The sequence below is a fragment of the Horticoccus luteus genome (genome assembly GCF_019464535.1).
Classification (GTDB): Bacteria; Verrucomicrobiota; Verrucomicrobiia; order Opitutales; family Opitutaceae; genus Horticoccus; species Horticoccus luteus.
Map to the genome: position 1 here is coordinate 404,910 of NZ_CP080507.1, position 13,910 is coordinate 418,819.

Genomic DNA, 13,910 nt, shown 5'->3' on the forward strand with positions numbered 1-13,910 from the left:
CGTGGTTATTCCGCCGCGAGCAGCGCGGAGTTTGCCGCGAGGCGGGCGCGCTGACGGTGGCGAAGGACGAGGAGCAGGCCGCAGACGCCGGCGCCAATCATCGCGTAAGTCGACGGCTCCGGCACGGGAGCAAAACTGGCGTAATTGAGGATCAGGTTGGTGCCGTCGTTGATGAGGCTCCACGTGCCACTGTAGTTGGCGATGTTGCCAATGCCGGAGAGATCGAGATTGAAGCCGCCGAGGTTGAAGCTCGTGCCGCCAATGGCGTAGGTGCCATCGACAAAGCCGACAATACCACCGACGGCGCTCGCGATGGTCCAGTTGTAGTTGCCGGAGTCGGTGAAACCATCGATCAGGCCCCCGGTGCCGATAGAGTTGATGGTAAGATTAAAGCCGTCCGAAGGCAGTTGCAGGCTGCCGGAGATGTTCAAGGTGTCGTTATCCGTGCCGGCGACGCCACCGGTGCTGAGCAACTGGATCGCGTAGTTCGCGCCGGAACTGACCCAGACGTCGCTGCCGAAATTGAGCGTGCCGATATCCGCGCCGCCGGTCGTGCCGGGAGTGATGGTGGAGCCGGAGTTGAAGAACGCGCCGCCGTCGGTGGTGAGTGTGCCGTTGCCGCTCAAGCTGCCGCCGCTAAAGGTGGCGGTGGCGCCGCCGAGGGTGGCGCCCGCGGCGATGTCGGTATTGCCGCTCGACTGAGCGTAGGTGGCACCGTTAGTGGCTTGGAGCACGCCGGAGGTCACGGCGACGTTGCCGGTGTTGACGAAGGCGACTTCGTCGAGGGTGTTGGTGCCGGCGGAGGTCTTGTTGAACTGGCCGTCGTTGGTGAACGTGCCCGGGCCGGTGATGCCGCTGCCGTCGTGGGCCATGTTGAACGTGCCCGTGGAGGTATTCGTAAAACCGCTCGTCGAGTTCGTGATGACGTTCTTGTTGGCGTCGAGCGTGGTCGTGGCGTTGGCGTAAGTATTGGAGTTGCTGGCGTTGGACGCGTCGTAATGGCCTTTGATCGCGAGGTTGTTGTTAAAATTGACCGTGGTGTCGGTGCTCGTGTTGGTCGCACTGCCGTCCCACGTCGCGGCGCCGTTGACGTTCACGGTGCCGCCGGAGCTGTTGAAGCCACCGACTTCGCCGAGAAACGTGACGGTATTGTCGATAGAGTTCGTGCCGTTGAAGGCGACATGTGAGTTGGCTTGGAAGGAGGTCACTCCACCGCCGGAGATGCCAGTGGTGCCTTCGAAGGTGGCGTTGCCGCTGTTGAATTTGATCTCCCCGGCATTTGAAATCGTGGAGCCGGCCTGAGCAACGAACTCGGCATCGTTTGTCCAGTTGGCGCCACTTTGCACGGTGATCGCGCCCCCGGATTTGTTGGTGACGGTGGCGAGAAGGGTGTTGAGCTGATTGCCTGTCTGGGTGTTCGTTACCGTGATGGCGCCGGAGTTGCTGACGTTGGAGTTGAGCTGGAGGATGCCATCGTCGACGCGGATGGTGCCGCCGCTTTGGTTTGTGACGCCCACCTTAATATCGGATGTGCCGCCGCCAATTTTGGTGAGGAGCGCGCCGCTCTTGTTAAACAAAGAACCGGTGTTCAGCTCGCTCGTGCCGGAAACATAATAGATGGCGCCATTGTTATTGTTCGTCGTGGCGCCGGAGAGCGTCACCGTGCCGGTTTGCGTCGTGGTGCCGTTGTTGTAAAACGTGCGCGCGAGGGTGGCGCCATTGTTGAGGTTGGCGGTAGCTCCAGCGGCGACGGTGACGGAGCCGTTTGCGGTGAAGCTGCTGAACGCGTTCATCGTCAGATTGCCGCCGGCCTGAATGTTGACGGTGTTGACCTGCAGCGATGCGGCATTGCTGAGGCTGGTGCCGGTGAGCGTGAGCGTGCCGCCAAGATTGAGAGTGCGATTGGTGGCGACGTCGGTCAGCGAGGCACCGCTGCTGATGGCAAGCAAAGAGAGATCGTGGACGGTGGTGGTTGAGCCGACGTTGAAAGCGATGTTGAAGTCCTGAATGACCACGTTGGAGGTGTTGGTCGGGACGCCATTATCCCACGTGCCCGAACTCGTCCAGTTACCGCTGGTTGTCGCCGAGACGGCGGGGGTGGCGCGGAGGACGGCAACGCTCATCAAGGTGAGAGTGGACGCGACAATATAGGGTAAAGAGCGCATATTCATGGAGTGGGCGACGGGGCGATGGGTTAGGGTGATAACCCTACATCTGCAAGATTTTTTTCGGAAATCGCCGGAACATAAGTGTGCGCACATGCGCAGCGCCTCCTTGCAAGGGCTTATAAAGCAGGAGTCGACGAGGTGGAGGGAGGCGTGCCTGCTTGGGACAGGCGGGAAGAAGAGGGGAGAGGCGGTGCATTTTTCCCTCGTCCGACTGGCGGGCACGCTTTACGACTCCCCGTTTTTCCAACGATGAAGCACTTTCTGAAGGAGACCGACTTCAGCCGCGCCCAGGCGGCCGAGGTCCTGACGCTGGCCCGCGAGTTTAAGCAGAACCGCGGTCAGCGTCTGTCTTCGGTGCTGGCGGGACAGACGTGGGCAATGATCTTTTCGAAGTCGTCCACCCGCACGCGGGTTTCGTTCGACGTCGGCATCCACGAACTCGGCGGCCATCCGCTTTTTCTCAACAAGAGCGACATCCAGCTCGGGCGCGGCGAGACGATCGAGGACACGGCGCGGGTGCTGTCGCGTTTCATCCACGGCCTGGTCGTGCGCACCTACGACCACGCGGATCTGGAGCGGCTGGCGGCGAGCGGCACGATTCCGGTGATCAATGCCCTGACGGATTTCCTACATCCCTGCCAGATTTACACGGATGCGTTTACGGCGGCGGAACGTTGGGCGGGGCCGGGCGGGGATTTGCTGGAGTCGCTGCGGGGGCGGAAAATCGCCTATCTGGGCGACACGGCGTTTAACATGGCCAATTCGTGGATCCTGGGGGCGAGTCTGTTCGACATGAAGTTGTCGCTCGGCGGGCCGGCGGACTATGCGCCGGGAGAAGCGATTCGCGGGCTGCTGCGCGCGGAAGGGCGGCCCATCGACTTCCATTTTACCACGGATGCCTACGAAGCCGTGGCGGACGCCGACATTGTTTACACGGATGTCTGGGCGAGCATGGGCCAGGAGGACGAGAGCAACGCGCGGGCGAAGCTGATGGAGCGGTATGCGGTGACCGAAAAGCTTTTTGCGGCGGCGAAGCCGGACGCGTTGTTCATGCACTGCCTGCCCGCGCACGCCGGCGAGGAAGTGGCGCAGGCGGTGCTCGATCACCCGCGCTGTGTGATTTTCGACGAAGCCGAAAACCGGCTCCACACCCAGAAAGCCATCATGGCCGTGCTCGCGAAAGCGGCGCGTTAAACCCACGTTTCCCTCATCATGAAAATCGTCCTCGCTTACTCGGGCGGACTCGACACGTCCGTCATCGTCAAGTGGCTGCGCGAAACCTATGACGCCGAAATCGTCACGTTCGCCGCCGATATCGGGCAGGAGGAGGAGTTGAAAGGCCTCTCGGCCAAGGCGAAGAAGACGGGCGCCTCGAAGCACTACACGCTCAACCTCGTCGAGGAATTTGCGCGCGACTTCATCTACCCGATGATCCGCGCCAACGCGATTTACGAGGGGCAGTATTACCTCGGCACGTCGATTGCGCGTCCGCTCATCGCGAAGGCGCAGATCGACATCGCGAAAAAGGAAAAGGCCGACACGGTCGCCCACGGGGCCACCGGCAAGGGCAACGACCAATGCCGCTTCGAGCTGACCTACATGGCGCTCGCGCCGAATCTTCAGATCATCGCGCCGTGGAAGATTGAGAAATACCGCGACCAGTTTCCCGGCCGCGCGGAGATGATCGCGTATTGCGAGGCGCACAAGATCCCCGTCGAGGCCTCGCTCAAGAAGCCGTATTCGATGGACCGCAATCTCCTGCACATCTCTTACGAGGCGGGAATTCTCGAGGATCCGTGGTTCGATCCGACGACGCCGGAGCATCGGGGGATGTTCAAACTTTCCGTTTCGCCCGAGGACGCGCCGGACAAGGCCGAATACGTGGAGCTGGATTTTGTGAAGGGCGACTGCGTGGCGGTGAACGGCAAGAAGCTGACACCGGCCGGCGTGTTGAAAACGTTGAACAAGCTGGGCGGCAAACACGGCGTCGGCCGCGTTGATCTCGTCGAGAACCGGTTCGTCGGCATGAAGTCGCGCGGCGTTTATGAGACTCCGGGCGGCACGATCCTCATGCACGGACACCGGCAGGTGGAGTCGTTGACGATGGACCGCGAGGTCATGCATCTGCGCGATTCGCTCATCCCGAAATACGCCGAGCTCGTCTACTACGGCTTCTGGTTCGCCCCCGAGCGCGAGGCGTTGCAGGCGTTGATCGACGAGTCGCAGAAATTCGTCACCGGCACGGTGCGCCTGAAGCTTTACAAGGGCAACGTCATCACGTGCGGACGGAAGTCGAAATACTCGCTCTACGACATGAACATCGCGTCGATGGAGGGGGTGAAGAGCTGGTATAACCAGACCGACGCGACGGGCTTCATTCGTCTCAACGGCTTGCGGCTGCGGGCGCGCAACATCGCGCAAGGCGGCCCGAAAGTCTGAGTCGAGTTCCGCTCACGGAGTTTGTCCGCTCCATCGCGGCGCACGCTCTTGGAGGCAAGTTTACCGCGCAACGCTCATGAGGGCGTTGCGCTTTTTTGTGCGCGCGGGAAGGAAGCTGCCGAGAGCTAATCCGTGGCGCAGCCGCGGTGGCGAAGCGCTATTGAATTTTCGCGGCCGCGGAGGAGGCAAAGGCCGGATCGTGCAGGTGGCACGCGGCAGAACGGCCCGGGGCCGTGACGCGCAAATCCGGTCGCACGGCAGGGCACGGCTCGAAGCAATGGGGGCAACGCGGATGAAACGCGCAACCGGACGGCAGCCGGCTCGGGTCGGCGACTTCGCCCGGGGCCTCGAAGTGCATTTTTACATCGGGATCGGGCCAAGGCACCGCGCTCAGCAACGCGCGCGTATACGGGTGTTGCGGGTCGCGAAACAGCGCGTCGGTCGGGGCGAGTTCCACGATGCGGCCGGCATACATCACAGCGACGCGGTCGCAGAAATGGCGTACGACATCGAGGTTGTGCGCGACGAAAAGGTAGGTGAGTTGAAACTCGCCCTGCAGGTCCTTGAGCAGGTTGAGCACCTGCGCCTGCACAGAGACGTCGAGCGCCGACACCGCTTCGTCGGCGACGACGAGGGAGGGTCGCATCACGAGGGCGCGCGCGATGCCGATGCGCTGGCGCTGGCCGCCGGAAAAAGCGTGCGGGTAACGCATGCGGTGCTCGGGTTTGAGGCCGACTTTGCGCAGGATGTCAGCGACGCGTTCCTCGCGTTCGCGGCGCGTGCCGAGGCCGTGGATCACGAGCGGTTCGGACACGATCTGGCCGACGGTCATGCGCGGGTTGAGCGAGGAAAACGGATCCTGAAAAACCATCTGCATGTGCGGCCGCAACGGCTTCAGGGCGTTCTCCGAGACCGCGGCGAGATCGACGGTCGTACCGTTCGCCTGCCGAAACAGCACGGAGCCGGCGGACGGAGCGAGGGCCCGCAGGATGCAACGCGCCGTGGTGGTTTTGCCCGACCCAGATTCGCCGACGAGTCCGAGCGTCTCGCCGGGTTGCAGGTCGAAGGTCACATCGTCGACGGCGCGGATCACGCTGACCGTGCGCTTGCGCATCATGCCACCGGCTTGAAGCGGGAAGTGTTTGCAGAGGCCGCGCACCGAAAGGAGCGGCGAGGACGAGACGTTGTTCACGGGGCGGAGATCTCCTCGGCGCGCACACAGGCGACGGTATGCGTTTCTCCGACCGAATGCAGCGGCGGCGGCGCACCCACATCGCAACGCCCGCTGACGGCGTGCGCACAACGCGGATGAAACGGACAGCCGCGTGGAATCGCCGTCAAGGACGGCACGGTGCCGGGAATCGAAGCCAGCCGCGCACCGCGATTGAGCGAGGGAATGGATTTGAGCATCCCTTGGGTGTAGGGATGGCGCGGATGCTTGAGCACTGCGCGCACCGGGCCGTGTTCAACGATGCGGCCGAGATACATCACCGCGACTTCGTCCGCCGTTTGCGCGACGACGCCGAGATCGTGCGTGATCAGGAGCACCGAGCAGCCGATCTCCTGCTGCAACGTTTTGATCAGCCCGAGAATCTGGGCCTGGATGGTGACGTCGAGGGCGGTCGTGGGCTCGTCGGCGATAAGTAATTCGGGGCGGCAGACGAGCGCCATCGCGATGACGACACGCTGGCGCATGCCGCCGGACATCTCGTGCGGATACTGGTCGTACCGGCGATCGGGTGCGGACACGCCGACCTTGCGCAACATTTCGATCCCGCGCGTGCGGGCTTCGGCTTTCGAGACGTCGTGATGCAGCAGGATCGCCTCGGAAATTTGATCGCCGACGGTATGGACCGGGGAAAGTGCCGTCATCGGCTCTTGGAAAATCATGCTCACGAGGCCGCCGCGCACGCGGTAGAGCAGCGGAGATTTTTCGTTCAACGCCGCGATGTCGATTTCGCCGGCGCGAGCGGAATGCAGCAGGATTTTACCGCCCACGATGCGGCCGGGCGGCTGGATGAGGCGCAGAATGGAATAGCTGGTCACGCTTTTGCCGCAGCCGGATTCACCGACGAGCGCGAGCGTGCGTCCGCGCGGGATGCTGAAGTTGACGCCGTTCACTGCGGGCAACGATCCGTCCTCCGTTTCGAAGTGCGTGCGCAGGCCAACGACTTCGAGCACGTTGGGAGAGGGAAGGGTGGTGGACATCAAGGGGGGCGATAGGGCTGTCCGGCGGGAACCGACGAAGCGCCGAGAACGTAGGTGGGGGTGGAACGCGGCTGCAAGACTTGTGCGGCGAAGAGTTGAAAGCGACTGCGTGAGGCCTCGCCGGAAGCCGGCTTCCCCGAGGGAGGAAGGCGTCTTTCTTCCGTGGAAAACGCGCGGCGCGGACGATTCCTCGCGCGCTCACGGTAACGATTTTTCGGCGACAGCGATTTTTCGCGAAAAGGGCTTTATTGTAGGCGCGCCTCTCGCCAACTTGGCGCGCGTGGTCGCCCCCAACCGCCTGAAGAAATCGTTCAAAGAGTGGAAGCTTTACGGCTTCGTGCTGCCCTCGCTTGCGATGGTGATGGTCTTCGCCTATTTCCCGGCGCTCAGCGCGGTCTATCACAGTTTCTTCGAATGGAATGGCGGGGATTTGCAGCAATTCGTAGGCGGCGCCAACTTCTTGCGCGCGTGGCGCGATCCGGTGCTCTGGCAGTCGTTTGGCACGGTGTTTGCGCTGATGATTTTCAATTTCTTCAAGATGATGCCGTCGATCCTGCTCGCGGTGCTCATCCACCGTTTGCGCAGCGATCGCTGGCAATACATCTACCGGGTGCTGCTGGTGATTCCGATGGTCGTGCCGCAACTCGTCACGCTGTTCATCTGGAAGTTCTTCTTCGATCCGAACCTCGGCGTGCTCAACCGCGTGCTGGACATCATCGGCGGCAAGACGGCGCTGGTGTGGCTCGACCACGTCTTTCATTGGAACGTGTTTTTCACGGGCGTGCCGATCGGATGGCTGGCGCAGCCGGAATTGATTTTGCCGGCGTTGTTCATCTGGGGCTTCCCGTGGATCGGCGCGGTCGGCGTGCTGATCTACCTCGCGGGCCTGCAATCGATCGGCCATGAGGTTTACGAGGCGGCGGAGCTCGAGGGCATCGGCCCGTTTGGGAAGTTTTTCTACATCGAGCTGCCGCTCATTCTGACGCAAATCCGCCTGACGCTCGCGCTGCTCATCATCGGCACGCTCCAAGGCTACGGTCTGCAATTGCTGCTGCTCGATACCAACGGTGGTCCCGGCGGTCGTGGCATGGTGCCAGGCTTGTGGATGTATAACCGCGCGTTTCTCGCCGGCGAATTCGGTTATGCCTGCGCCGTCGGCATGGTGCTCTTCGTCTTCATCCTTGTGCTAACGTCCCTGAACAACCGCTTCGTGCGCGCCGAACGATGAAATCCGCCGTCTTCAGCATTCGCGGGCGCCGCGACTGGCCCAAGCACCTGATCATCCTCGCGTTTCTGAGCATCGAGCTGTTCCCGCTCTACATGATGTTTCAGGTGAGCTTCAAGGACAACGCCACTTTCATCCGCAACCCGTGGCTGCCGACGAATCCCACGTTCTGGCATTGGGAAAACTGGGTGTTCGCGGTGAAACTCATCCTCCCGTATATCGCCAACACCATCTTTGTAGCCGTCACGGGGACGGCCGCGACGCTCGCGTTCGCGGTCTGTGCGTCTTACTTCTTCGCGCGGCGGCGGATGCCGTTGTCGGGTCTGCTTTGGTATGCGTTTCTCGTGCTCATGCTCCTGCCGAGCGTGGCGAACATCGTGCCGTTGTTCACGCTCCTGCGGGAGCTCTCGCTGCTGAATACGTTGTCGGCGCTGATCATCGTCAGCGTTGCGGGTGGGCAGGTGTTTAACATTTTTGTGCTCCGCGGATTCATCGAGGATTTGCCCAAGGATTTGTTTGAAGCGGCGGAAATCGACGGCGCGGGTCATCTGCAGCAGGTGCTGCATGTCGTGCTGCCGCAGTGCGCGCCGATTCTGGGCACGCTCGGCATCCTCGCCTTTCTCGGCATCTGGAACGACTTCCTGCTGCCGTTGATCGTGCTGCGCGACAAGCAGCTGTTCACCTTGGGGGTCGGCCTGGTCTATCTCGACGGCGAATACGTGAAACAGTGGGGCCAGATCATGGCGTCCTACTTTCTCGCCGCGGTGCCGTTGATCATCCTCTTCCTGTTTTCGATGCGCCTGTTCGTGCGCGGTTTGTCGCAAGGCGCCATCAAAGGCTGATCGGAAGCCGGCGGCCGCGCGGCATAAAGGCGTGGGTCGTCGCGGCCGGCGTGGATGCGGTTGCCGGCCGGGCGTCGCAGGCACCCGATGGCCGGCGAGCCTCTCGGCTTGACGAAGGTCCGCGGCCCAACCCCATTGATCGTCATGGTGACGCCCGCCGAAGAGAATTTCAAAACCTACAAAATCGCCGAGAAAAAGGCGCTCGAGATCGTCGCCGCGATGAAATCGGTGAACATCAAGAAAACCGACATCGAAGTGGCGCTGCTCGTCGCTGTTTTCGAACTTCACAAGGACAGTCTCTCGCCCGAAACGATCGGCGCGATTGTGCAAGGCCACCTCAAGCAGATCATCCCGTTCTACTCCGCCAAGGCGAAGCCGGCGAATTGAATGTGCGGAGGGACCACGGGCCCTCGCGCCCTGCCCGGTGGGCGACGAGAATCAAAAACGCCCGCGTCCACTCAGGGCGACGCTTCGGGGCGCCGGAGCGTCAGCCAGAACGTGCTGCCTTCGCCGGGCCTGGATTTTACGCCCACTGATCCGCCCATGCGCTCAACAGTGCGACGGACGATCGAGAGGCCGATGCCGGAGCCTTCGAGATGTTCGGTGCCGTGGGCGCGTTCGAACAACTGAAAGATCCGTTGCTGGTCCTGCGTGGGGATGCCGAGTCCTTGGTCGGTCACGAACAACGTGATCTCGCGCTCTGTCTCCTCGGCGAAAATTTTCACTTCGGCGGGCCGGCCGGCCGGCACGAACTTCACGGCGTTGGTCAGCAGATTGGCAATGGCTTGGGTCAGGGCCGACGGATTGGCCAGAGCGGTCGGGAACGCCCCGCTGAGCTGAATCCGGGCGTCTTTCAACGCGGGATATTGCTCGATGACTGTTTCGACCAGCGGACGCAGCGCCACCGCTTGGAGGGGCAACGGCGCGCGCGTGAGCCGCGTGAGCGTGAGCACGTCGGTGACGAGCTTGTGCATGCGGTCGGCGGCGGACGCGATTTGCCGCACGAAACGCTGGCCGCTGTCGTCGAGTTTGTCCGCGTAGTCCTCATTCAGGATGTTGGCGTAGCCTTGCAGCGCCCGCAGGGGGCCGCGCAGGTCGTGCGCCATCGCGTAGGAGAACGTCTCCAGTTCGCCGATGATGGCCTTCAGTTCGGTCGTGCGCTCCGCCACCATCAACTCCAACTTTTCCTCCACGCGTTTTTGTTCGTCGATGTCGGTGCTGGAGCCGATCCACATCACGATCCGACCTTCCGCGTCGGCCGTGGCGCGGGCGCGGCTAAGATGCCATCGGTGGACGCCATCGTGGCGCCGCAGGCGATGCTCCAACTCAAACATCGCGCCGGTGTCGATCGCTTGTCGCCAGCGGCGCTTGGTTGGCTCGACATCGTCGGGATGAAGGAATGACTGCCAGCCCAAGGTCAGAAGTTCGTCCAGCGTGGTGCCGGTGAACTCCAGCCACTGCCGGTTGAAATAAGTTGCGACACCATCGGGCCCGGCGGCGAAAATTTTCTGCAGCATCGATTCGGCCATGGCGCGAAAGCGCCCGGCACTTTCCCGATAGCGTTCCTCGGCCACGCCGCGCTCGGTGATGTCGCGGATATTGCACTGGATTGCCGCCCGCCCGTCTTCGACGTAGAGATTGGCGAGCACTTCGACGTCGCGTGTTTCTCCGCTGCGGATCGTCAACGTCAGTTTGTCGAAGCGGACGACGTGCTTCGTTGCGAGGGTTTCAAACGCGGCGCGAGCGGCGTCCTCATCGGCGAAGAGTCCGATCTGGCGCAGATCCTGTCCGACCAACTCTGCGCACGTTTCACCCAGGAGTTGCACGATGTAGGGATTAGCATCGAGGATGCGTCGCGTCGTGGGGTCGACAATGAGCACGCCATCGCGCGCCGCTTCGAACAGACGGCGATACCGATTCTCGGAAGCATGGATGACCTGCGCCGCGGCGCGCTGCTCCGTCACATCGCCGAGGGCGATGAGGATAAGCGGGCGGCTGGTGGCGCTGGGGCGAATGCGGCGGGCATTCAGGCGGAAAATCCTTCGGCCAAGGCGGGGGAACTCGCCCTCCAGGTCGTAGTTGTGAATCCGTTCGTTATCCGGGAGGATTTTTTCGAGCATGGCCCGGAACTCGGGGCGCTTCCACTGGCCGTTGCCCAGCGCGTAGATGGATTTCTGCTCGGTCTCTTGGGGCGCGGACAGAAACAGATCGTAGTAAGCGTGGTTCGCGGTCTGCACGATGAGGTCGCTGTCGAGGACCAGCAGGGCGTCGCCCACCGTCTCGACAATGTTCGCCGCGTAGTCGCGCGTTTCGATGAGCTGGGTCTGCGCGCGTTTAAGCCCGCCCACATCGACGAACACCAGCACGGCGCCGTCGATTTTGTTTTCCGTGGTGACATACGGATGGATGCGCAGGGAGAACCAGCGGCCCTCGGGGTTCTGCACTTCCTCTTCATGCGCCGTCACCGTATCGATCACGCGGACGAGCGTGGTCTTGAGATCGAGGACGGGGACGCGGAGCGCAAGATCGGCGAGCGGGCGCCCCACGTCGGCGGCGGTGATGCCGAGGAGTTGCTCGGCGCGCGGCGTGAAGCGGCGGACGCGAAGATCGCGGGTGAGGATGACGGCGGGGATTTGCGCGCTTGTCATCAAATTGCTCAGATCGTTGCTCGTCTGGCCAAGCAGATCGTTGCGGGCGCTGAGTTCTTCGTTGAGCGTAGTGAGCTCCTCGTTGCCGGCCTGCAGTTCCTCCTTCGCCGTCTCCATCTCCTCGTTGATGCTCTGCAGTTCCTCGTTGCCGGCCTGGGCCTCCTCGTTGGCGGATTGCAGCTCTTCGTTGTAGGCGTCCTGTTGCTCGATCACCGACTGAAGATGCTCCTTGGTCTCCGCCAATTCGTGAAGGAGGTGGACGTTTTCGCTGGTCTTTCTGCGGCCGTCAGCGGGCGGACAGTCCGTCGCAGGGGGCGCGGTGGGTCTCGCTTCGGTGGCTGCCGCCGGCTCGACCCGATGAAAATTTACGAGGAGACAAGGCTGTGCCTCCGGCTGTGTTTTCAACGGGATCACCTCGATCACGACGGTCAGCGTCTGGCCCGGAGATTTGACCGTCACCGCCGGCGATCTCATGGTTGCCTGGTCTTTCACCGCCTTGTTGATCGTGCGGCGGAGGGGCGAGAAAAGGCCTTCGCGCGCCATCTTCAGCAGGTTCAGACTGGCCTTGCCCGACGAGGCTTCGAGGAAGAGGCCGGTGGCGCCGCGGAATTGCAGCACATCGAGATCGGCAGTGACGAGGACGCCCACGGGCGCGTGCTTCGCCAGCATCAGGCGATCGGCTTCGCGTTGCGCGTCGCCCGTGGCGGCGGGCGGCAGGGTTTGCAGGCGGAGCGGGGCGGAAGCGACTTTGGCCGCCGCGGGCGGTTGGGCGGTGTAGCGCATTTCCCGATTCGTGGCCGACGGCCGCCGGGTGAAGAATTTGTTTTTCGGATCGAGCGGCGCGAACAAATCCGCAAAGCCGCTCACCGTCTCCGCCGGACCGAGAAAAAGCACGCCGCCGGGCTTGAGCGCGAAATGGAAGGTGGGAACGATTTTTTTCTGCAGGTCCGCTCGGATGTAGATCAGCATGTTGCGGCAACTGATCAGATCGAGGTGCGAAAAGGGCGGATCGGTCAGGACGTTCTGGCGGGCGAACACGCACATGTCGCGGATCGTTTTGCTCACGCGATAACCGCCTTCCACTTCGACAAAAAAATTGCGGAGCCGCTCGGCGGAGACGTCCTGCACGAGGCTGCGCGAATAAACCGCCGCCCGCGCGCGGTCGACGTAGGGTCCGTGCACATCGGTGCAGAAAATCTGGAGTCCCGTGTTCGTGCCGGCGGCGCGGGCGAATTCCAACCAGGCCATCGCGATGGAGTAGGCTTCCTGTCCCGTCGAACAACCCAACACCCAGATGCGCAGGGCGCCTTCCTCCGAACTCGTATCGTGCAGTTTCAGCAGGCGCGGAAAAATCTTTCGCTTGAGCACGGCGAATGCCGCGGGGTCGCGAAAAAAATTGGTGACGCCGATGAGGAAGTCGCCGGCCAGAATCTCCAGCTCCGCGGGGTGCGTTTCGAGAAATGTGATGTAGGCGGCGAGGGTGGAAAATTCGCCGAGAACCATCCGCCGATGCAACCGGCGGTGCAGCGTGGCCGGTTTGTAGAAGGCGAAGTCCGTGCCGACGCGGCGGCGGAGCAGGGTGCGCACTTTCGTGAAATCGTCTCCCGGCTTCGCTTCGGGCACGGGCGCGTCCTCCGGCTCAGCGTCGCGCGGTTGTCGCACATACGGGTGCCGGGCGAGTCGCGCGAGTTCCGCCGCGATCGCGGCCGGCGCGAGCACGAAGTCGACGCAGTCCGCTGCAATCGCGCTCCGCGGCATCGAGTCGAATTTCGCGGAGTCGTCCTGCGCAAACGTGATGCCGCCCTCGGCCTTGATCGCTTCGAGACCCATGGTGCCGTCGGACGCGGTGCCCGAGAGAATGATGCCGATCGCTTCGTTGCCCCGATCTTGCGCGAGCGATTTCAAAAAGAAATCGATGGACCGCACCGGCCCCTGTGTCACCTGGCGCGGCAGCAGATTCAACGCGCCGCCCGAGATCGACATGCTCTTGTTCGACGGAATCACGTAGATTTGGTTGGGCTCCACGATCATCCCATCGGACACCTCCCAGACGGGCATCGAGGTGGTTTTCGCCAAAAGCTTCGGCAACATACCATCCTGCGTCGGCGCGAGGTGCTGCACGACGACGAAGCCCATGCCGGTGTCGACCGGCAGCGCTTTCAGCAACGCGATGAAGGCTTCCAAGCCACCCGCCGAGGCGCCGATGCCGACCACGGGAAACGAAGGGCGTGGGCTGGCTTTTTTTCGTGCGGCGCGGGGCGTCGCCGTGCGCTTCGGTCCGGGGGCGGGCGCATGCCCCGGGGATTTTTTCGGAGGGGGCATGGCGGCGAGTTATGGCGCGTGAGGAAAGCAGGCGCGACTGAAATCACCAACGGAGCGC

General features: G+C 62.6%; 9 protein-coding genes. 5 read left to right on the forward strand and 4 right to left on the reverse strand.

Annotated elements, in window-relative coordinates; genetic code table 11:
• Positions 1-5: 5 nt before the first annotated feature.
• Complete coding sequence (locus tag K0B96_RS01595; protein WP_220163079.1) at positions 6-2,165, reverse strand: PEP-CTERM sorting domain-containing protein; 2,160 nt, start codon at positions 2,163-2,165, stop codon at positions 6-8.
• Positions 2,166-2,417: 252 nt separating this feature from the next.
• Here K0B96_RS01595 and argF point away from each other — a divergent pair, with 252 nt between their 5' ends.
• Together argF and K0B96_RS01605 are read left to right on the forward strand one after the other, a co-directional pair.
• Entirely contained in the window at positions 2,418-3,362 is a 945-nt protein-coding gene (argF, locus tag K0B96_RS01600; protein ID WP_220163088.1) for an ornithine carbamoyltransferase, read from the forward strand.
• 18 nt (positions 3,363-3,380) lie between these two features.
• The gene (locus tag K0B96_RS01605) at positions 3,381-4,607 is read left to right on the forward strand and encodes an argininosuccinate synthase (RefSeq protein WP_220163090.1); all 1,227 of its coding nucleotides are present in this window, start codon (positions 3,381-3,383) and stop codon (positions 4,605-4,607) included.
• 157 nt (positions 4,608-4,764) lie between these two features.
• Here K0B96_RS01605 and K0B96_RS01610 read toward each other — a convergent pair whose 3' ends face one another.
• On the reverse strand, positions 4,765-5,799 hold the full coding sequence (locus tag K0B96_RS01610) for an ABC transporter ATP-binding protein (protein ID WP_255558798.1): 1,035 nt from the start codon (positions 5,797-5,799) through the stop codon (positions 4,765-4,767).
• Positions 5,796-6,815 carry an ABC transporter ATP-binding protein gene (locus K0B96_RS01615; RefSeq protein WP_220163092.1) on the reverse strand — a complete coding sequence of 340 codons (1,020 nt, stop codon included), beginning with the start codon at positions 6,813-6,815 and terminating at the stop codon, positions 5,796-5,798. Before K0B96_RS01615 ends, K0B96_RS01610 begins: the two co-directional genes overlap by 4 nt.
• Before the next feature lie 280 nt (positions 6,816-7,095).
• Here K0B96_RS01615 and K0B96_RS01620 point away from each other — a divergent pair, with 280 nt between their 5' ends.
• The 3 genes from K0B96_RS01620 (at position 7,096) to K0B96_RS01630 (ending at position 9,269) form a co-directional block, all read left to right on the forward strand.
• Positions 7,096-8,043: a carbohydrate ABC transporter permease gene (locus K0B96_RS01620; protein WP_255558799.1), complete on the forward strand. Its 948-nt coding sequence runs from the start codon at positions 7,096-7,098 to the stop codon at positions 8,041-8,043.
• Positions 8,040-8,882, forward strand: a complete 843-nt coding sequence (locus tag K0B96_RS01625; RefSeq protein WP_220163094.1) for a carbohydrate ABC transporter permease — start codon at positions 8,040-8,042, stop codon at positions 8,880-8,882. The genes K0B96_RS01620 and K0B96_RS01625 overlap by 4 nt, the downstream gene beginning before the upstream one ends.
• Before the next feature lie 144 nt (positions 8,883-9,026).
• Positions 9,027-9,269: a hypothetical protein gene (locus K0B96_RS01630; protein WP_220163095.1), complete on the forward strand. Its 243-nt coding sequence runs from the start codon at positions 9,027-9,029 to the stop codon at positions 9,267-9,269.
• Positions 9,270-9,340: 71 nt separating this feature from the next.
• Here the strand turns inward: K0B96_RS01630 and K0B96_RS01635 are convergent, their stop codons facing one another.
• Positions 9,341-13,852 carry a chemotaxis protein CheB gene (locus tag K0B96_RS01635; protein ID WP_220163097.1) on the reverse strand — a complete coding sequence of 1,504 codons (4,512 nt, stop codon included), beginning with the start codon at positions 13,850-13,852 and terminating at the stop codon, positions 9,341-9,343.
• Positions 13,853-13,910 lie beyond the last annotated feature (58 nt).